Origin of the sequence: Mesorhizobium sp. BR1-1-6, from assembly GCF_020165355.1 — a bacterium.
In the GTDB taxonomy this organism is placed as follows: Bacteria; Pseudomonadota; Alphaproteobacteria; order Rhizobiales; family Rhizobiaceae; genus Mesorhizobium.
Genome location: NZ_JAIUHZ010000002.1, coordinates 399873 through 419271, shown reverse-complemented (window position 1 = coordinate 419271; position 19399 = coordinate 399873). Strand labels below are relative to the sequence as shown.

The window sequence follows — 19399 nt, the reverse complement described above, 5'->3', positions numbered from 1 at the left end:
CCAGCCAGTCATCCGTCCTTGGGCTGAAGTCCGGCCCTGACGGCGTGGATCGAAACAGGAGGAGCATCCCATGAGAAAGATCATAGCGGCGACATTCGTCAGCCTCGACGGCGTCATGCAGGCGCCGGGCGGCCCGGAGGAGGATCCCGTCGGCGGCTTCAAGTTCGGCGGCTGGACGTTCCACTATTTTGACGAAGTGGCGGGCGCGGCAATGGATGAACTATTCTCCAAACCCTTCGCCCTGTTGCTCGGCCGCAGAACCTACGACATATTCGCCGCATACTGGCCGTATCAGAAAGATCCGATCGCGGATGCCTTCAACCCTGCGACCAAATACGTAGCGACGCATCGTCCGGATTCGCTCACCTGGCAGAACACGCAATCGCTTGGGCCTGATATCGTCCCGGCGTTGCGCCGCCTCAAACAGGAAGATGGACCTGACCTGCTCATCCAGGGATCGGCCAATCTGATCCAGACCCTGCTCGCCAATGGGCTGATCGACGAGATTCGGCTGATGATCTTCCCGCTGTTGCTGGGCAAGGGCAAGCGGCTGTTCGGCGATGACGCGATGCCGGCCGCCTTCAAGCTGACCCGCTCGCAGGCTTCCAGCACCGGCGTCATCATGGCGACCTACGAGCGCGCCGGCGAAATCAAGACCGGTTCCTTTGTCACGGGGGAGCCATCCGACGCCGAGCTCGAGCGGCGCAGGACCTGGAAGTAAACGCTTCTTTTCCTCTCCTCCACGAACGCGGAGGAGAGGAAACCAGGTTCTGAAAATTCCCTCAAGCCGCCTGCGGCCGGCGCGCCAGCCCGTCGCGTATATGCCGTGCGAACGCTTGCGCCGCCGGGCCGACGCCGTGCCTCGGCAGATGCAGGTTGATCGAGAAATTCGGCAGCGGCGGCAGGCCGGACTCGGACGGCAATATGTCGAGATCGGCCGGCACCGTCGAGGCCAGCCAGGTGGTGACGGCCAGGTCGGAGCGCACCGTTGCGGTCGTCGCGTCGATATTGCCGTTCTCGAACACGGTGCGCCATTCCAGCCCATGCTCGTGGAGCGCCGAAAGCACAACCGGCCGGAAGGCGCAGCTGTCGGCGACCATCGAGACCGGTAGGGGGCGCTTGGCGCGCGCGACACCGCCCTTGGCGCCGACCCACACCAGCCGATCGATGGCGAGGCACTCGCCATCCGATGCCCCCACCCGTTCCTCGATGACCGCCAGGTCGATGGTGCCGGCCGCGAGCGCCGCGGCCAGTTCCGGCGAGGAGGCGCAGACCAGCGATATCTCGACCTGCGGATAGGTTTGCGCATAGGCCTTCAGCACCGGCGCCAGCGTCGTGCCGACAAGGTCGTAAGGCACGCCGAACCGCACCTGGCCGGCCACGACATTGGCAGCCATTTCGGCCCAGATCTCGTCGTTGAGGCTGAGCAGCCGCTTTGCCTTGCCGAACAGCCGCTCGCCGGAAGAGGTCAGCCGCAAGCCGCGCCGGTCGCGCTCGAACAGGCTGCGGCCGAGCGCCTCCTCCAGCCGCCGGACTTGCTGGCTGACGGCGCCTTGCGTCAGGTGCAGCGCATTGGCCGCCGCCGTCATGCTGGCCTTGTCGGCGACGGTGACGAAGGTGCGCATGAGCGTCGTATCGAGGTTGCGGATCATGTCCTGCATTATAGATGCTAATGCCTGTCATCGTAAACATTGCATTTACTGATATGCGGCTGCATCTAACATGGGGCCTTCGACAGAGGACGCCGCATGGTCCAACCCGTCATCCCGCTGATCCTGTTCGCCCTGGTGGCGACCAGCACGCCCGGCATCGCCACCACCTTGTCGACGGCGTCGGGCGCGCAGTTCGGCTTTCGCCGCTCCATCCCGCTGGTGGTCGGCAGCGCGGCCGGCCTAGCCACAGTCACCGGAGCGGCGGCCGCCGGGCTGGCCGGCCTGCTTCTCGCCATGCCGTCCTTGCAGCTTGCCATGAAGATCGCCGGCTCGCTCTACCTCGTCTGGCTGGCGCTCAAGATCGGCCGTGCGGGGGCGCCCAAGCTCGATGTGACGATGATCAAACCGAACAGTTTTCTCGGCGGTGCCGGCATTCAGTGGCTGAACCCCAAGGGCTGGGCGATGGGGCTTGGAGCCGCGGCATCCTTCGCCGCACTCGCCGACGGGCCGGCGCGGCTGGCCCTGCTGCTCGGCTCCACCTTCGGCCTCACCGCCGCCTTCTCGCTGTCGCTATGGTGTGTGGCCGGCATGCTGCTCGCCCGGCTGCTGAAGACCGAGCAGCAATGGCGCGCGCTCAATATCCTGCTCGGCCTGGTGCTGGCGGCATCGATCATTCCGATGTGGCGGCAGGCGTAAGATGGGCCTGCAGAACCTGGGTTCCTCGCCCCCGCAAGGCGAGTCGAGGAACCCGAATCCTGTCAAGCCGCGTAGCGTGCGGCTGGCTTGTCGGCGTGCAGGCTGCCGTAGAAGGTCTGCCGGGCGCCAAGAAAGGCGTCCAGCTTGGCCGTATCGGCAAGCGCGGGCACGGTGACGGCTTCGCCTCTGGCCAGGCCGACAAGGGCAGCATCGACCATATCGTCGGCAGTCATGATGATTTCCTTCGGAAGCTGGTCGATATCGCTTCCCGCGACTTCCCAGAAATCGGTCCGGGTCGCCCCCGGCAGCACCACCTGCGCCTGGACGTCGGTGCCGGCGACCTCGCGCTGCAGGGCTTCGGTGAAGTTGACGACATAGGCCTTGGTGCCGCTGTAGATGCCGCCGAACGAGGTGTCGAAGGCCAGCACCGACGCGATGTTGACGATAGCGCCGCGGTTGCGCGCGAGAAATCCCGGCAGCACAGCACGCGTCAACCGCGTCAGGGCGATCACATTGACCTTGATCATGCGTTCAGCCGCATCGGCGTCCGCCGTCGCAACCACCTGCGCACCGCCAAGCCCGGCATTGTTGACCAACAGCGTGACGCTGTCATCCGTCGATACCGTCCGCTCCACCCGCCGCACATCATCGTCGTCGGCCAGATCGGCACTGATCACGCTGACCTTGCGGCTGTAGGCATAGCGCAGCCTTTCAGCCAATTCCTCGAGCCGGTCGGCGCGGCGTGCCACCAGCACCAGATCATAGCCCTGCCCCGCCAACCGGTCGGCATAGACAGCGCCGATGCCGGAGGAGGCGCCGGTGATGACGGCCGTGCCCTTATTCTCATTCTTGCTCATTGTCCTGTTCCTTTTTGCGCTCTGCGCTCTAGTCGGCTTCGACGGATGCGCCGGCTGCCGAGCTTCTTGATCATCATTTGGTGGCATATGCCACTTTTGCGAAGTAGGTATATGCCGCTATCTTGTCAACGGCGGCCGCGAAAACTATTTCTGCGGGCAGGCTGGCACATTCTTTGCTAGCGAGGAGTTGACATGATCGACCTTCAGCAGCCGGGATTCAGCCGGTGCAACAATGCCACCTTGCGGCGCACCGCGCGCAGGCTCGGCCGCTTCTACGACGACGCGCTTGCGCCTTCCGGGCTGAAAGGCACGCAATTTGGCCTGCTCTTTCAGATCAGTGCCAGCAGCGAACCGGCGATGGGGACCGTTGCCGAGGCGCTGATCATGGATCTCTCGGCGCTCGGCCATACGCTGAAGCCGCTGGTCCGCGACGGCTATGTCGAAACCTTCCCCGATAAGGACGATCGCCGCGTCAAGCGCGTCCGGCTGACGCCGCACGGCCAGGCCAAGCTCGAAGAGGCGATCAGGCTGTGGAGTGTCGCCCAGCAGCGCTTCGAGGAGATGATCGGCGCGGAGCAAGCCGCGAAGCTGCGTGCGACGCTGGATGATGTGGCCTCTCTGGACCTCGAAACGCGGGCGGCCGCCCCCTCCAGCTGAAGCGGCCGCGAAAGAACCAGCGACGAAAAGCTTGGCGCCCTCTACTCCGCCGGCATGGCGACCGGCCGCGCCAGCATCCGGCCGGCCAGCACGATGCCGAGCCCGACGACGGGGAAGACGGCCGCGATGAGGCCGAGATCGGCCGGCCCGCCATAGCGCAGCACGGCGCCGCCAACCACCGCGCCGAGCGCCACGCCGAGATAGAGCGCGGAGGCGTTGAGCGACAGCACGATCGGGGCAGCGTCCGGGGCGAGCTTGATGATGCGGCTCGCCTGCGCCGGCGGGAAGGCCCAGCCGACGATGCCCCACGGCACCATCATGCCCATCAGCGCCGGCCCGGCGAGATGATGTGGCAGGAAGGCCGGGATCAGCGAGAAGGTGACAAGCATGGCAGCGCTCAGCGCCAGCGACCAGCCGACGGTGCGCGTCGCGCCGAACCGATCCGCGGCCTGGCCGCCGGCGATGTTGCCGATGACGGCGCCGACGCCGAAAGCGAGCAGCATGCCGGGCAGCGCTATCGGAGAGAGCCCGCTGGCTTCGATGGCCAGCGGCGCGATGAAGCTGAACACGGTGAAGGCGCCGACGAGGGCAAGCGTGGTCGTCACCAGGATCGGCATCACGCCGGGACGCATTGCCGCCGCCAGCCGGCGCTTCAGCGGCAGCTTGGTGCCGATGATGCCGCGCGGCAGCCGATACCAGAGGATGGCGCCGGCGAGCGCGCCAAGGCCTGCGATGGCATAGAACGTGCCGCGCCAGCCGGCTATCGCCGCGACCAGCGCGCCGAGTGGGGCGCCCACCGCTACCGCCACCGTGGTGCCGCCGACGACGACGGCAATGGCGCGGGCCCGGTGATGGTCATCGACCAGCGCCACCGCCGTGCCTTGCGCGGTCGCCGCGAACAGGCCAGACGACAGCGCCATGATGATGCGCGCGGCGAGCAGCACTTCGAAGGAGGAGCTCAAGGCCGCGGCAACGTTGCCGATGACGAAGAACACCAGCGTCCACAGGATGACGCGGCGCCGGTCCCATTCGCCGGTCAGCGTCGCCAGGATCGGCGTGCCGACCGCATAAGCGAGCGCGAAGGCGGTGATCAGCGTGCCGGCGAGCGGAACGGAGATGCCGGCGTCCCTGGCGATGTCGGGCAGAAGGCTGGAGATGACGAAGCCTTCGGTCGAGATCGCAAACGATCCGAGCGCAAGCCAGAAGATCCGCTTGTCCATGGCGATGTGTCCTTAGTTCAAAGGTTATTGAACAATTGGACATAACCGGGCAGGATGTCAATGAAGCCAGGGAAAAATAGCACAACCATCCTGACAGCCCTGTGTCAGCACGGTCGTGAAGGGGAGAGCCGTGTGCACGGCAGACGCGGAGCGGATGCGTTGAAATCGGCCGGAACTGTGCTTAGGTTGCAGCCATGAGCCTGCCACATCCCAATACGGACCAGATCAGCCTGCCGATCGTGCTCGCCGTGCTCGGCGACCCGACGCGGCTGGCGATCGTGCGTTATCTCGCCAGCAAGGAAGGCGTGCCGCTGAACTGCAGCAAATTCCTCGATCTCGCCTCGAAGACCAATCTGAGCTACCACCTGGCAAAGCTGCGCGAGGCCGGCGTGACGCGCGCAGAAGTGGCCGGCACCAACCGCATGATCACGCTGCGCCGCGCCGATCTCGATGCCCGCTTCCCCGGCCTGCTCGACAGCATTATTGCCGCCGCAGGCGACGATCCAGCGCTGCCGGCCGTCGGCGGCCATGATATCGAAGTGACGGCCTGACCTCGCGGGATCTGGGTTCTCGCCCCACGGTAATGGGGAGAGGAAACGCTGCCTCACAACCGGAGCTCCCATGCGCATTGCTGTCCTCGCCGATATCCACGGCAATGTGCTGGCGCTTGACGCCGTGCTCGCCGACCTCGAGCGGCGCGGCGGTGCCGACCTCACGGTCAATCTCGGCGACAGCGTTTCGGGTCCGCTCTGGCCGCGCGAGACGTTTGCGCGGCTGGAAGCGCTGGACCTGCCGACCGTGCGCGGCAATCATGACCGCCGCGTCGCCGCCGATCCGGCCGATGAGACCATGTGGGCCTCCGACATCTACGCGCAGGAACGGTTGACCGGAGCGCAGCGCGAGGTGCTGTTCGCGCAGCCTCTGACGCTGGAGATCGCGCCCGGCGTGATCGCTTTCCATGCCAGGCCCGATCATGACGAGAAATACCTGCTCGATGCGATCACCGATGGCCGGCTGGTGCGTGCGCCGCTGGCGGCGATCCGGCGGCGGTTGAAGGCGCTCGATCCGGCCTGCCGCCTGGCCCTGTGCGGCCATAGCCACCGGGCCGAACTGATCCGCTTGCCAGGCGGTCCGGTGATCTTCAACCCGGGCAGCGTCGGCTGTCCCGCCTATGAAGACTCGACGCGGCCGGCGCATTCCTCCGAGCAGGGCGCGCCGCATGCGCGCTACGGCATCGTCACTTCAGGCGAGCCCGGCCGGCCCGACCGTTTCGAGGCCATCGCCGTCGACTATGATCACGAGGCGGCCGCCGGCCAGGCCGAACAGGCGGGACGGCCCGAATGGGCCCATGCGCTGCGAACCGGCTTCATGCCCGGCTGAATGCTTTTTGCATTCATGCCGCCAGGCTGAATGCTCTTTGCATTCCCGGCTGAATGCTCTTCGCATTCATGCCGCCAGGCTGCTCTCTCCCCGCTCTCCGATCATCGCCCTCACGCAGCTCCGTCCCTGCCGGAACAAAATCTCGCTTCTGGACATGGCGCAGCGTCGTCGCCTATAAAATCGGCTTCGCGTGTGGCGGCGTTTCGTATCTGGCGGTGCCTTTGGTAATGCAATCTATCGGCCACGGCGAAGTGATGAAGCGCTGGTCTACGCTCCGAACGACGCTCTTCGCGCTGATCGCCGCTCCTGTGCTTCTGACGGTGGCCCATGCCGAGGATGGGCCGTTCATCTCCATCGTCACCGGCCTCGCTCCCGACGATCTCCTCAACGTCCGCGCCCATCCGTCGCCGATCGGCAAGACCGAGGCGCGGCTGGCCAACGGCGCCAGCGTGAACAATCTCGGCTGCATCGACGTAGACGGCCGGCAATGGTGCAAGGTCGAGGCCGAGAACCCGAAAATCAGCGGCTGGACCCCTGCCCGCTACCTGAACCCCGTCAATCCGGCTTCGCCGCCCGATCCGGATCAGGCGGATGGAGGCCAGGCGCTCGACGCAACGGCCGGCCCGACGGCCGCTCCGCCGCCCGCGTTGCCGCCCGACCTGACGGCGAGGCTGGGCGGAGCCGACAACGCGGCTGCAACCACGCCGAAATCCGCGGCGGCAGTTGCCATGCAGGATGCTTACGGCCTGGCGCTGGTGGCGAATGAACCGCCGCCCACTGGGGAGAATCCGCCTCAGGCGGAGGCCAGCGCCGGAGGCGCCGCCATTGAAATTCCCTGTGCGCGCAATGTTGGCCAGCCGATGACCCTTTGCGCGGCAAGCGTCGAGCACAAGGGCAGCGACAAGGCCGACGTCACCGTGACCTGGCCGGACGGCGGCAGCCGCGTCATCTCCTTCTACGGCGGCCTGCCCGCAGGTTCCGACGGCGACAGCGATTTCCGCTTCACCCGCGAAGGCAGCCTCAGCATGATCCGCGTCGGCATCTCGGAGCGATTCGAGATTACGGACGCGGTGGCGTTTGGGGATTAGTTTGGAAGGCAATAGGGCAGTAGGGCAGTAAGGCAATATGTGAAGTGCCTGGAGTGACTGCCCTACTGCCCTACTGCCCTCATTTTCGGGGTTACATCCCGCAAAACTCTTCCCTATAAGGCCCTCCTAGCCTGATACCAGAATCGCAAGCACAACCGGCCGGGTCTCCCGTCCCGGTTTTTCGTGCAAGCCGCTCGCCGAACGGAATTCATAAAGATGCCAAGACGCACCGACATCAAGTCGATCCTGATCATCGGGGCCGGCCCCATCGTCATCGGCCAGGCCTGCGAATTCGACTATTCCGGCACGCAGGCCTGCAAGGCGCTGAAGGAAGAGGGTTTCCGCGTGATCCTGGTCAATTCCAACCCGGCCACCATCATGACCGACCCGGAACTGGCCGACGCCACCTATATCGAGCCGATCACCCCCGAAGTCGTGGCCAAGATCATCGCCAAGGAGCGCCCGGATGCGCTGCTGCCGACCATGGGCGGCCAGACCGCGCTCAACACCGCCCTGTCGCTGCGCCGCATGGGCGTGCTGGAGCGCTATAATGTCGAGATGATCGGCGCCGACGCCACGGCCATCGACAAGGCCGAGGACCGGGCGCTGTTCCGCGAGGCGATGAAGAAGATCGGCCTGGAAACGCCGAAGTCGATGCTGGCCAACGCCACCGACGTCAAGAACGCCGACCGCAAGACGCATGAGGCCGAACGCGCGGCACTGAAGGCCGAAAAGCCCGACAACCTCGACGCCGCGCTCGACGCGCTGGAGACAAGCTGGAACCTCGGCGAAGGCGACCGCAAGCAGCGCTACATCAGTCACGCCATGGCGATCGCCGCCCAGGCGCTCGACCATGTCGGCCTGCCCGCCATCATCCGCCCCTCCTTCACCATGGGCGGCACCGGCGGCGGCATCGCCTACAACAGGGCCGAATTCTTCGACATCGTCCAGTCCGGCCTCGACGCCTCGCCGACCACCGAAGTGCTGATCGAGGAGAGCGTGCTCGGCTGGAAGGAATACGAGATGGAGGTCGTCCGCGACAGAGCGGACAATTGCATCATCGTCTGCTCCATCGAGAACATCGATCCGATGGGCGTGCACACGGGCGATTCGATCACCGTCGCGCCGGCGCTGACCTTGACCGACAAGGAATACCAGATGATGCGCAACGCCTCGATCGCGGTGCTGCGCGAGATCGGCGTCGAGACCGGCGGCTCCAACGTGCAGTTCGCCGTCAATCCGGCCGATGGCCGTCTCGTCGTCATCGAGATGAACCCGCGCGTCTCCCGCTCCTCGGCGCTGGCCTCCAAGGCGACCGGCTTCCCCATCGCCAAGATCGCGGCCAAGCTAGCCGTCGGCTACACGCTGGACGAGTTGGAGAATGACATCACCGGCGGCGCGACACCCGCCTCGTTCGAACCGAGCATCGATTACGTGGTGACGAAAATCCCGCGCTTTGCCTTCGAAAAATTCCCCGGCGCCGAGCCGGTGCTGACCACCGCGATGAAGTCGGTGGGCGAAGTGATGGCCATCGGCCGCACCTTCCAGGAATCCCTGCAGAAGGCTTTGCGTGGATTGGAGACCGGCCTCACCGGTCTCGACGAGATCGAGATCCCCGGCCTTGGCTCCGCCAACAGCGCCGACGACCGCAACGCGATCCGCGCCGCCTTGGGCACGCCGACGCCCGACCGGCTGCGCATGGTGGCGCAGGCGATCCGCATGGGCACCTCGCTCGAAGACGTGCACGCTATGTGCAAGATCGATCCGTGGTTCCTCGAGCAGATCGCCGGGATCCTCGCCATGGAAGCCCGCATCCGGGAGCACGGCCTGCCTGAGGACGCCGCCAATCTGCGCATGCTGAAGGCCATGGGTTTTTCGGACGCCCGCCTCGCCTCATTGACGAAGAGCGACGTGGAAGTCGTTCAGAAGATTCGTGAAAAGCTGGACGTTCATCCGGTTTATAAGCGCATCGACACCTGCGCGGCCGAGTTCGCCTCGCCCACCGCCTACATGTACTCCACTTATGAAGTGCCCTTCGCCGGCGCGCTCGCCAACGAGGCGCAGGTCTCGTCACGCAAGAAGGTGGTCATCCTCGGCGGCGGGCCGAACCGCATCGGCCAGGGCATCGAGTTCGACTATTGCTGCTGCCATGCGGCCTTCGCACTGCGCGACGCCGGCTATGAAGCGATCATGATCAACTGCAACCCCGAGACCGTCTCGACCGACTACGACACCTCGGACCGGCTCTACTTCGATCCGCTGACGGCGGAGGACGTGCTGGAGATCCTGCGCGCCGAACAGGCCTCGGGCGAACTGGTCGGCGTCATCGTCCAGTTCGGCGGCCAGACGCCGCTGAAGCTCGCCGACGCGCTGGAGAAGGCTGGGATCCCGATCCTCGGCACCTCGCCCGACATGATCGACCTGGCGGAGGACCGCGACCGCTTTCAGAAGCTGCTGCACAAGCTCAACCTCAGCCAGCCGAAGAACGGCATCGCCTATTCGGTCGAGCAGGCCCGCCTCGTCGCCGGCGAGCTCGGCTTCCCGCTGGTGGTGCGCCCCTCCTATGTGCTTGGCGGCCGCGCCATGCAGATCATCCATGACGAGGGCATGCTGCAATCCTATTTGCTCGACACCGTGCCCGGCCTGGTGCCGGAGGACATCAAGCAGAAATACCCCAACGACAAGACCGGCCAGATCAACACGCTGCTGGGCAAGAACCCGCTTTTGTTCGACACCTATCTCTCGGGCGCCATCGAGGTCGATGTCGACTGCCTCTGCGACGGCAAGGCAACCTTCGTGTCGGGCATATTGGAGCACATCGAGGAGGCCGGCATCCATTCCGGCGACTCGGCCTGCTCGCTCCCCGTTCACTCGCTGCCCTCGGAGCTGGTCGACGAGTTGGAGCGCCAGACGGCGGCCCTTGCCCGCGCGCTCAATGTCGGCGGGTTGATGAACGTGCAGTACGCGATCAAGGACGGCACGGTCTATGTGCTGGAGGTCAACCCGCGCGCATCGCGCACGGTGCCCTTCGTCGCCAAGACCATCGGCCGCCCCATCGCCAAGATCGCCGCCCGCATCATGGCCGGCGAGAGCCTGGAAGACGCCTTCGCCCATTATGGCGCCATGCCCGACCCCAGGAACCCTGGCCACATCGCGGTCAAGGAAGCCGTCTTCCCCTTCGCCCGTTTCCCCGGCGTCGACATTCTGCTCGGCCCGGAAATGCGCTCGACGGGCGAGGTCATGGGCCTCGACCGCGACTTCGCCCTCGCCTTCGCCAAGAGCCAGCTGGGGGCCGGCGTCGACCTGCCGCGCTCCGGCACGCTGTTCGTCTCGGTGCGCGACGAGGACAAGAAGGGCATATTGCCCGCGGTCAAGCGCCTCGCCGGCCTCGGCTTCAAGGTGATGGCCACCTCAGGCACCGCCCGCTTCCTCGCCGAAAACGGCGTCGTCGCCGAAAAGATAAACAAGGTGCTCGAAGGCCGCCCCCACATCGAGGACGCCATCCGCAACCGCCAGGTCCAGATCGTCTTCAACACGACGGACGGGCAGAAGGCGGTATCGGACTCCAAGTCGCTGCGCAGGGCAACGCTGATGCAGAAGGTGCCGTATTATACGACGCTGTCGGGTGCCGCCGCGGTGGCGGAAGCGATTGCGGCGTTGAAGGCGGGGAGCCTGGAGGTGCGGCCGCTGCAGGAGTATTTTGCTTGAGGGAGCGCTCTAGTCAAGGCTTCGTGGCTTGTATCGACACAAGTTGTTTGTCACGCCACGTGTTGTTTTTGCCTATGTAGAACGAGCCTCTCTAAGCTTGGCGTACTCTTTCAGACCAAGGTGAACCTTAAAATTCTTTGCACCGCTGTCCCAACCCGAATGTTGGTCAATATACTGGAACACCCAACCCGACCCTCCATATCCGCTTCGAGTAGGGTAAGCAATAACTGAAAACCGATACAGTAAGCTTAACGCCTCCTCAGTGTTTATTTTGTTTCCTCTACTCGTTCTCGCTTTATATTCACGTTCAAAATCATTCTTTTCGAAAGTGATTGTACTTATTGCTGAGCACGCCTGCAGCGCCTCTCCCCAATGCTGCCAGTGCGGCCTTATTTCATCGTCAAGCTCAGCTTTGAGATAGGAGGAATAATCCTCTCTGGAGCCAACTATGTCCTTATTGCTTAGCAAAATTGGCTCCACACCTCGCTTCTTCGCCTCCTTAAGCGCACCATTCAAAAATCGGATAACATCTCTGGGGCGCAAAAATGTACGACTCAAAATGTGATTCCACTTCGGCTGAGAGCCGCGCATCAACTCCGGTTCAATTATTTTGTCCCAACTAGCCGAAGGGCCAAGCTTAGCCCTGATACGCGTCTCAATTAGATCAAGTAGGGTTCCTGAATTCCACTCAAGTATATGTGTTAAAGTCTGACTAATCTTATTTTTGTCGGAAAAATTTAGCTCTTCCCAAATGTCCGAGCGAAGATACACGACAGGATTAATAGGCTTTCCTGACTTCTCGCTTTCTCTTTTAATTTCACGGGCCGCTATAATGAGGCCAATAATCATACGCTCTCTGCTGTCATCAAGTACCGTAATACCTTGATCCAATTCGTCAAAATGCAGGCTTAAACTCTCTGCTTTTGACCATGACAATGCATCGCGAACGGCATCCATTATCGCCGAGGTCAAGGCGTTCAATTCCAAACCGAACTGATGGTCGCTTGAATTCCGTTCAAGATCAACGCCGCCTAACTGATTGCCCATAACCGACGGCATGAAGGAAATCTTGTTCAATTTAAGTCTCTTAGGCCTTAGTCTTCCAATTTTGGGCTTGAGCCGCCATAATTTTCCTTCAGAAAATTATCTAAACTACCTACTAGACCGCTCTGCCAAGCACCCTCTTGCTTCAAGACTAGAGAGGCCAATTCGACGGCTATTAGATAGCGCCAAGACGAGACGTAAGCCTCAATATCGGAAGCTCCGCCGTCGATGCGTTGAGCGTGTACATTCCAAGGATATCCTCGCAAGCTCAAAGCCTTTGAAGTTGACCCTCCAGTTTCCGTAAAATGCCGAACAATCGCTGTTTTTCCGGTTCCTTTTCTCCCCAGAACCAAAAATGATTCGTTCTTTCTGATACTCTCAACGGCATTCGTGGATAGGAAATATTCCAGAACTGGGTCGTCTTCCGCAGCGACATCACCAAAGGTATCAAATTCTCGCAACGATATCGTGGGGCTTTGCATAAATTCTATCCGACTTTGAATTCAGGAGACTAACGTAATTTGTTTGTCAGAAATCGCAAGGCTCGCTCCGGTAGACAAAACAATTCTCCCAACTATTTCTTACCTCACCCCACCGCCACACACTCAATCTCGATGTCAAACTCCATCGGCCAAGAAGCCACCGGCACAAAGCTCCGCGCCGGCGGGTTGGTCGAGAAATACCTGGCATAGACCCGGTTGATCGCGTTGTAGAAGCCGGAATTGACGGCGTAGATGCGCACCATCACGACATTGTCCAGCGAGGTGCCGGCCGCTTCCAGGCAGTGTTTCAGCGCCTTCAGCGACGCCTCGGTCTGCACCTCGATGTCGCCCCGCACCATCTCGCCGGTCACCATGTCCACCGGCGGTGTCGCCGAGATGAACACGAAGCCGTTGGCCTTGACCGCCGTCGAACAGGGCAGGCCGAGCGCCCGCACCTTGTCCGACATGACCGGCACTTCGATGATTTCTTTCTTCATGGCGACGCTCCCTGGGTTTGGGGGAGCTTATAGTGCCGGCCGGGGAACGCCAGCGCCGACCCGCAGTCCAGAGCCGGAACTCGTCCCTCGCCTGCGAAATCTCGTAGGGCGCTCCCCCTGGCGCCGACGCGTTGTCCAGCGCTTCACCCCTGCCCCGGATAGGGCGTGCCATCCTTGTGCAGGAAGCGTCCATCCGAACTCGGGCTCATCATGTCGATGTCGGAGCAGGTGATGACATCGTCAGGGTTGCGCGAGCCGACCTCGAGGTAGAACGCCGGCGTGGACGAGCGGTTGATCAAATGGTGGCCATTGCCGCTGTTCTTGGCGAAGGTGGCGCAGTCGCCGGCGCTGAGCAGCGTCTCGCCGCCATCCTCGACCAGCGTCAGTTCGCCTTCCAGCACATAGACGAACTCGTCCTCATGGCTGTGCCAGTGGCGCTGGCTGGACCAGCCGCCGGGCGGCAATGTCATCAGGTTGACGCCGAAATCGGTGAGCCCGCCGGCATCGCCAAGCCGGCGGCGCCTGCGGCCGGCGCAAGGGCCATCGAAGGGCGCGGGATAGCCCGAGCCCTTGCGGAGGGGCAGGGATGCGAGGTCGAGTTTGGGCATGGGTACTTCCCCGGGTGGGTGGTGCGGCAGTGTAGTCCCACGCAGGCATGGGAAGAACCCTGTTGCGAGATTTGAGCCGTCGCTCCCTACGGCGCCCCCTCTGTCCTGCCGGACATCTCCCCCACGAGGGGGGAGATTGGCAGCTTCGGCGACGGCCCTCTTTCTGCCCACGCCGAAAATTTGGCGAAAGCATTCGCAACAGCCAATCTCCCCCCAAGAGGGGGAGATGTCCGGCAGGACAGAGGGGGGCGCCGTAGAGTGCTATCGTCTGCGGTTCAGCTCCCTCTCGACCGCCCTCACCCCTGATGCGCCGCGCCCAGTTCCTTCACATGCTTCTCGTGCATCTTCAGCGTCGGCAGCGTCTTCTTGGCGAATTCCTTCATCGCCGGATCGTCGCCCGATTGGGCGTAGGTGCTGAAGAGCGCGACGGCGTCCTTGTGAGCTGCTGTCTGCATCATGATGTATTTGGTGTCGAAGTCCTTGCCGCTGGTGGCCTTGAGTTCGTCGAGCTGGCCCTGTTCTTTCGGCTGAAGCGCCGGGCCGGCCGGCTTGGTCGAGGCGGTGGTCTGGCCCTGCGCGAGTGCCGCCTTGAAGTCCTCGCCGGCCTTCGTGTGGTCCTCGATCATCTGTTTGGCGAAGGCCTTGACGTCGGCCGACGCCGATTTCTGCTCGGCGAGCTTGCTCGACTGGATCTCGAACTCGTTGGCGCCGGGCACCGTCTTGATGAAGGTCTGCGTGTCGACCTTGCTGTCGGCTGCCAACGGCGTCGTTTGGGCGGTGGATTGGGCAAGCGCGGCGGGCGCGGCGGCGAGCAAGGCCGCGGCGGTCATGGTCAGAAGCGTTTTCATCTGCAATCTCCGATCGGAATGGTTCCCTCGGGATTCCAACGCCGCAGATGCACGGAAGTTGCGCCGGGCGCCTTGCCGTCAATGGCAGCATGCCTCGCCATATTGCAGCTGCTCGTGCCAGTTCGGCCGGCCCTCCGGGGTGAAATCCATCAGGTTCCACAGGATCTCGCAGGTGCCGATGGCGCGCGGGTCCTGGCCGGGTTCGGGCGGCGCGAAGCCGAGTTCGGACGACCAGAAATGCCTGATGCCGTCAGCGTCGCGGTGGAACACCGAGAGCAGCGGGATCTGCGCACCGTCGGCATCCTCGGCGTTGTAGTCGCGCTTGAAGCTGTTGGAGGCCGACGACACCAGCCGCATGTTCTTCCAGCCACGGTCGCGGCCGAGCGTAACGAGGTTTTCGAGCGCCGTTTTCGCCACCACGGCGAAGTTGAAGCCGGCCGCCTGGAGATGGCCGACGGCGCCGTCGAACTGGTCGAGCAGCGCCGTGCAGGACGGGCATGGCTGGTCCGGCCGAGCCAGCTTCGCCGTGCCGCCCGTCATTGCCACGTCGCGCGTCTCCTGCGGATGGCGCGGAAACATCATCTGGTAGAGGATCAGCGTGTCCTTGCCGGGTGCGAACAGTTGCGACAGCTTTATCTCGGCCGCCCTGCCCTCGGCATCCAGCCCATCGAACACGTAATCCTGTGGCACCAGCCCGCCCGGCGGCAACGCGCGGCGTGCCACGGCCACATCCTCCATGGCGCGGCGCAGCTCGATTTCCTTCTTCAGCAGCTTTTCGCGGGCGGCGCGGTATTTGGCGGATTCGTTGGGGAAGGTGATCATGATCGGCTCCTTGGTCACAGCGCCGGCGTCCCGGCGCGGTTGCTCTGAGACCTAAGGACGGACTGCTGCGGTCGGTTCCGACAATTTCCCCTTCACCCTTTCACGCCGCCGGCGGTGAGGCCCGAGACGATCTTGCGCTGGAAGATCAGCACCAGCAGCACCAGCGGCACGGTGACGATCACCGATGCGGCCATGATGTTGCCCCACGGGATCTCGAACTGGGAATTGCCCGAAAGCAGCGCGATCGCCACCGGCACGGTCCGCTGGGCGTTGTTGGAGGTGAATGTCAGCGCAAACAGGAACTCGTTCCACGCGCCGATGAACGCCAAAAGCCCGGTAGTCGCCAGCGCCGGCCACATCAGCGGCAGGAAGATGCGCGTGACGATGATCCACGGCGTCGCGCCGTCAAGGATCGCCGCCTCCTCGACCTCGACCGGCAGGTCGCGCACGAAGGCTGTCAGCACCCAGACAGTGAACGGCAAGGTGAAGATCATGTAGGAGAAGATCAGCGCGAGAAGCGAATTGTAGAGGCCGAACATCCGCACCAGTTCGAACAGCCCGGCCAGCACCGCCACCTGCGGAAACATCGACACCGACAGGATGGCGAGCATCAGTGCCGAGCGGCCACGGAAGCGCACGCGCGCCAGCGCGTAAGCCGCGGTGACACCGAGCAACAGCGAGAGCGCGACGACCGCGCCGGAGACCACCAGCGAGTTGATGAGATTGCGCACGAAAGCGCCTTCTGTCAGCACATTCCTGTAATTGCCGAGGCTGAACGTCTTCGGCCAGAGGTCGGCCTGGAACAGTTCGGTCCCCGATTTCAGGCTGGTGACGATGGCGTAATAGAAGGGGAATACCGCGACCAGCACGATGATCCCGACCAGCAGGTAGAGAGCCGTCCGCTTCAGGATCCACATCTCAGCGGCCCCCCTCGAGGCTGATCCGGCCGATCCGGATATAGGCCATGGTGAGAAGGGCAAGAATGAGGAACAGCAGCGTCGAGGCGGCCGAGCCGTAGGCGAACTTGTCGAACTCGAACAGGTTCTCGCGGGTGAACACCGACATCGACTTGGTGTGCACATTGTTGGGCGTCAGCACATAGATTAGGTCGAAGATGCGCAGCGCGTCGAGCGCGCGGAAGATCACCGCCACCATCACCGCAGGCCGGATCAGCGGCAAGGTCACCCGCCAGAAGATCTGCCACGGATTGGCGCCGTCGAGCCTGGCGACCTCGATGATCTCGCGCGGCAGCATCTGCAGCGCGGCAAGGATGAGCAGCGCCATGAACGGCGTCGTCTTCCAGATGTCGACGACCAGCACGGCCGCCATCGCCGTGTCGGCGTTGGCCGTCCAGGCGATCTTGGTGTCGATCAGGCCGAGATTGAGCAGAACCACATTGATGATGCCGAACTGGTCGTTGAGCATCCACTGCCACATCTTGGCCGAGACGATGGTCGGGATCGCCCAGGGGATGAGGATCGCCGCCCTGACGATGCCGCGGCCCGGGAATTCGGCATTGAGCACCAGCGCGACGACCATGCCGAGGATCGTCTCGCAAGTCACCGAAATCACCGCGAAGCGCACCGTGTTCCAGACGGCGCTCCACCAGACCGGATCGGCCAGCACGCCATCATAGAGCACCCGGCCGCTCGGCATGCGCAGCACCGAGAAGTAATTGGCGAAACCTGCCCACTGGCGGGCGTCGAGATCGGCCAGCGAAGCGTCGGTGAAACTGAAATAGATGGTGCGGGCGAGCGGCCAGCCGGCAGCGGCGGCGAGCACCAGGAGCATCGGCGCCAGGAACAGCCAGGCCGAACGCACGCGCTGGCGCATCAGCCGCGAGCGCGGGCGGCGGGTCGCGACGGCTTCAGTCCTCGGCTCCGCTTCTGTCATCCCTCGCGCCGGGCGGGACATGGAGGCGCGTTGTGGCGTCACCAGCCACGCCCCTTCAGCCTGGTCAGCATGGCTTCGAGGTCGGCCAGATTGTCGCCCGCGGTGCCATCGCCCGACAGCGTCTTGTGGACGGCGTTCCAGAATTGGCTCGACGCCTCGTTGTACTTGATCCTGGCCGCGGCCGAGGGACGCGGCACCGCATTGAGGAAGATCTGCTTCCAGCGCGGAACGATCGGCTGTTGTCTGGCGATGTCGGTATCGTCATAGAGCGCCTGGATGGTCGGCAGGCTGGAGTTCCTCAGCGCGCGGTATTTCTGCATCGCGGGCGAGGCGATGAATTTGACGAGGCCGATCGCAGCGTCCGGGTGCTTGGAATATTTGGACACGGCAAGATTCCAGCCACCCAGCACCGCCGCCGGACGCGCGCCTTCGCCGGTGCCGGCCGGCAGCGGCGCTACGTCGAACTTGCCCTTGATCGGCGAGCCTTCGGAATTGCCTAGTGCATAGGCGTAGGGCCAGTTGCGCATGAAGACCGCATTGCCGGTCTGCCACACGCCGCGCGATTCCTCTTCCTGATAGGCCAGCACGCCGGGTGGCGCGATGGCTCCGACCCAGCCTTTGGCCGTGTCGAGCGCTGCCGCCGCTTTTGGATTGTTGATCGAGATGGTGCCGTCCGGCTCGATGATCTGGCCGCCGCCGTTCGACATCACCCATTCCAGCGCGTCGCAGGTCAGCCCCTCATAGGCATTGCCCTGGAAGACGAAGCCCCAGATATCTTTGTTGCCGGCAGCCCGCTCCTTGTCCATGACCAGCCTGGCGGTGTCGGCCAGCTCCTTCCAGGTGGCAGGCACCTTGGCGTCGTATTTGTCGAGCAGGTCCTTGCGGTAGTAGAGCGCCGGCGCATCGGTGAAGATCGGCAGCGCCACCAGCCTGCCGTTGACGGTCTGCGACTGGATGATCGAGGGGAAATGGGCGCCGACGACATCCTTGGTCGCCGCGGTCAGGTCGACAAGCTGGCTGGCGAGCTGCGGCGCCCAGATCACATCGGTCTGGTAGACGTCGATATCGCTATTGCCGGCGGCAAGCCACAGCCTGTACTGGCCGAACTGGTCGGTCCCGGATGCCGGCATGACGACGATGCTGACCTTGTTGCCGCTGTCCTTCTCATAGCGGTCGAGGATTTCACGCAGCACCTTGATGCCGATTCCTGTGTCGCCCGATACGATTGACAATTCGACGGCTCGCGCAGGCACAGCCGCAATCATCGCGGCAGCGACCAACGTGGCAAATGCGTGAAAGAGCCTCATGGCGGCGGAGGATCTCCTTTCGGAACGGCGACGCAAGCCTTCGAGGCTCCGGAAGCTCGTCGGACCCCTCCACCACTCTTTGAATGCGGAGCGGCGCTCTGGGTTCCCGAGCGATGCCCGCGAGCGGCGGTGGGCCGGGCCGCGGCTTCAGCCTTCCCAGGCGACAGGGCTCATCCCAAGCCGCTGATAGAGCCTGACAGCGGCGGCGTTTTCCACCGTGTTGGTCTTGAGGTCGACATGGTCTGCGCCGCGTTCGCGAAAGACGGCGAAGGCGTGCCACATCAGCGCCTCGCCGATGCCCCTGCCGCGCGCCTGCGGATGCACGGCGAGATCCCTGACGAAGGCGCTCGTCCAGCACAGCGCCGCCGCCACCAGCAGGCCCTTGGTGTCGATGACGAGGAAACAGAGCGCAGGGTCGAATTCGGGGTCGCCTGAGATGCGTGGCCACCATTCGTCGAACGGGCCGTCGGCGCCATCATCGAACACCTCGCTCAGCAGCGCATGCAAGGCCGGCGCATCGCCGTGCTCGAGGGTGCGCATGACAAAGCCATCCGGCCAGTGCGCGGGAACCAGCGTCTCGTCGAGGATCTTGCGCAGCCGGATGTCGTTCGGAGCCGGCGGGCGCGGTTCGGGCATTTCG

20 protein-coding genes are annotated in these 19399 nt (G+C 63.7%); 7 read left to right on the top strand and 13 right to left on the bottom strand.

Going from position 1 to position 19399, the window contains the following annotated elements:
• Window positions 1–70: 70 nt before the first annotated feature.
• A complete protein-coding gene (locus LB545_RS07295) occupies window positions 71–721 on the top strand; it encodes a dihydrofolate reductase family protein (RefSeq protein WP_140524852.1) in 651 nt (216 codons plus the stop codon).
• A 61-nt stretch (window positions 722–782) separates the two neighbouring features.
• Here LB545_RS07295 and LB545_RS07290 read toward each other — a convergent pair whose 3' ends face one another.
• Window positions 783–1652, bottom strand: coding sequence for a LysR substrate-binding domain-containing protein (locus LB545_RS07290; RefSeq protein ID WP_140524953.1), 870 nt, complete (start codon window positions 1650–1652; stop codon window positions 783–785).
• Window positions 1653–1748: 96 nt separating this feature from the next.
• Here LB545_RS07290 and LB545_RS07285 point away from each other — a divergent pair, with 96 nt between their 5' ends.
• Window positions 1749–2348, top strand: a complete 600-nt coding sequence (locus tag LB545_RS07285; RefSeq protein ID WP_224704731.1) for a LysE family translocator — start codon at window positions 1749–1751, stop codon at window positions 2346–2348.
• 62 nt (window positions 2349–2410) lie between these two features.
• Here LB545_RS07285 and LB545_RS07280 read toward each other — a convergent pair whose 3' ends face one another.
• Window positions 2411–3205 (bottom strand): SDR family NAD(P)-dependent oxidoreductase, encoded by a 795-nt coding sequence (locus LB545_RS07280; protein ID WP_224704730.1) that lies wholly within the window; start codon window positions 3203–3205, stop codon window positions 2411–2413.
• A 192-nt stretch (window positions 3206–3397) separates the two neighbouring features.
• Between LB545_RS07280 and LB545_RS07275 the strand changes: the two genes are divergently transcribed.
• Entirely contained in the window at window positions 3398–3862 is a 465-nt protein-coding gene (locus LB545_RS07275) for a MarR family winged helix-turn-helix transcriptional regulator (protein WP_224704729.1), read from the top strand.
• A 41-nt stretch (window positions 3863–3903) separates the two neighbouring features.
• Here LB545_RS07275 and LB545_RS07270 read toward each other — a convergent pair whose 3' ends face one another.
• A complete protein-coding gene (locus LB545_RS07270; protein ID WP_224704726.1) occupies window positions 3904–5082 on the bottom strand; it encodes an MFS transporter in 1179 nt (392 codons plus the stop codon).
• 194 nt (window positions 5083–5276) lie between these two features.
• On the opposite strand from LB545_RS07270, the gene LB545_RS07265 reads away from it, so the two are divergent.
• From LB545_RS07265 to carB, 4 genes are all read left to right on the top strand, one after another.
• Window positions 5277–5633 carry an ArsR/SmtB family transcription factor gene (locus LB545_RS07265; RefSeq protein ID WP_140495932.1) on the top strand — a complete coding sequence of 119 codons (357 nt, stop codon included), beginning with the start codon at window positions 5277–5279 and terminating at the stop codon, window positions 5631–5633.
• 70 nt (window positions 5634–5703) lie between these two features.
• Window positions 5704–6462: a metallophosphoesterase family protein gene (locus tag LB545_RS07260; RefSeq protein ID WP_140547449.1), complete on the top strand. Its 759-nt coding sequence runs from the start codon at window positions 5704–5706 to the stop codon at window positions 6460–6462.
• Between the two features lie 254 nt (window positions 6463–6716).
• The gene (locus LB545_RS07255; RefSeq protein ID WP_140760496.1) at window positions 6717–7550 is read left to right on the top strand and encodes an SH3 domain-containing protein; all 834 of its coding nucleotides are present in this window, start codon (window positions 6717–6719) and stop codon (window positions 7548–7550) included.
• A gap of 216 nt (window positions 7551–7766) precedes the next feature.
• Window positions 7767–11258 (top strand): carbamoyl-phosphate synthase large subunit, encoded by a 3492-nt coding sequence (gene carB / locus LB545_RS07250; RefSeq protein ID WP_140686115.1) that lies wholly within the window; start codon window positions 7767–7769, stop codon window positions 11256–11258.
• A 72-nt stretch (window positions 11259–11330) separates the two neighbouring features.
• Here carB and LB545_RS07245 read toward each other — a convergent pair whose 3' ends face one another.
• The 10 genes from LB545_RS07245 to LB545_RS07200 all read right to left on the bottom strand — a co-directional run bounded on the left by LB545_RS07245 (window position 11331) and on the right by LB545_RS07200 (window position 19395).
• Window positions 11331–12335 carry a P-loop ATPase, Sll1717 family gene (locus LB545_RS07245; protein WP_224704724.1) on the bottom strand — a complete coding sequence of 335 codons (1005 nt, stop codon included), beginning with the start codon at window positions 12333–12335 and terminating at the stop codon, window positions 11331–11333.
• A 17-nt stretch (window positions 12336–12352) separates the two neighbouring features.
• Entirely contained in the window at window positions 12353–12784 is a 432-nt protein-coding gene (locus tag LB545_RS07240; protein WP_224704722.1) for a P-loop ATPase, Sll1717 family, read from the bottom strand.
• Between the two features lie 104 nt (window positions 12785–12888).
• A complete protein-coding gene (locus tag LB545_RS07235) occupies window positions 12889–13281 on the bottom strand; it encodes a Rid family hydrolase (protein WP_140495935.1) in 393 nt (130 codons plus the stop codon).
• A 143-nt stretch (window positions 13282–13424) separates the two neighbouring features.
• Window positions 13425–13889 carry a cupin domain-containing protein gene (locus tag LB545_RS07230; RefSeq protein WP_224704720.1) on the bottom strand — a complete coding sequence of 155 codons (465 nt, stop codon included), beginning with the start codon at window positions 13887–13889 and terminating at the stop codon, window positions 13425–13427.
• 296 nt (window positions 13890–14185) lie between these two features.
• Entirely contained in the window at window positions 14186–14737 is a 552-nt protein-coding gene (locus LB545_RS07225; RefSeq protein WP_140686112.1) for a DUF4142 domain-containing protein, read from the bottom strand.
• Window positions 14738–14815: 78 nt separating this feature from the next.
• Window positions 14816–15559, bottom strand: coding sequence for a DUF899 family protein (locus tag LB545_RS07220; RefSeq protein WP_224704718.1), 744 nt, complete (start codon window positions 15557–15559; stop codon window positions 14816–14818).
• 92 nt (window positions 15560–15651) lie between these two features.
• Complete coding sequence (locus tag LB545_RS07215; RefSeq protein WP_140649745.1) at window positions 15652–16476, bottom strand: carbohydrate ABC transporter permease; 825 nt, start codon at window positions 16474–16476, stop codon at window positions 15652–15654.
• A gap of 1 nt (window position 16477) precedes the next feature.
• Window positions 16478–17452, bottom strand: a complete 975-nt coding sequence (locus tag LB545_RS07210; protein ID WP_140556008.1) for a carbohydrate ABC transporter permease — start codon at window positions 17450–17452, stop codon at window positions 16478–16480.
• 38 nt (window positions 17453–17490) lie between these two features.
• Complete coding sequence (locus LB545_RS07205) at window positions 17491–18759, bottom strand: ABC transporter substrate-binding protein (protein WP_224704716.1); 1269 nt, start codon at window positions 18757–18759, stop codon at window positions 17491–17493.
• A 147-nt stretch (window positions 18760–18906) separates the two neighbouring features.
• Window positions 18907–19395: a GNAT family N-acetyltransferase gene (locus tag LB545_RS07200; RefSeq protein ID WP_140566986.1), complete on the bottom strand. Its 489-nt coding sequence runs from the start codon at window positions 19393–19395 to the stop codon at window positions 18907–18909.
• Window positions 19396–19399 lie beyond the last annotated feature (4 nt).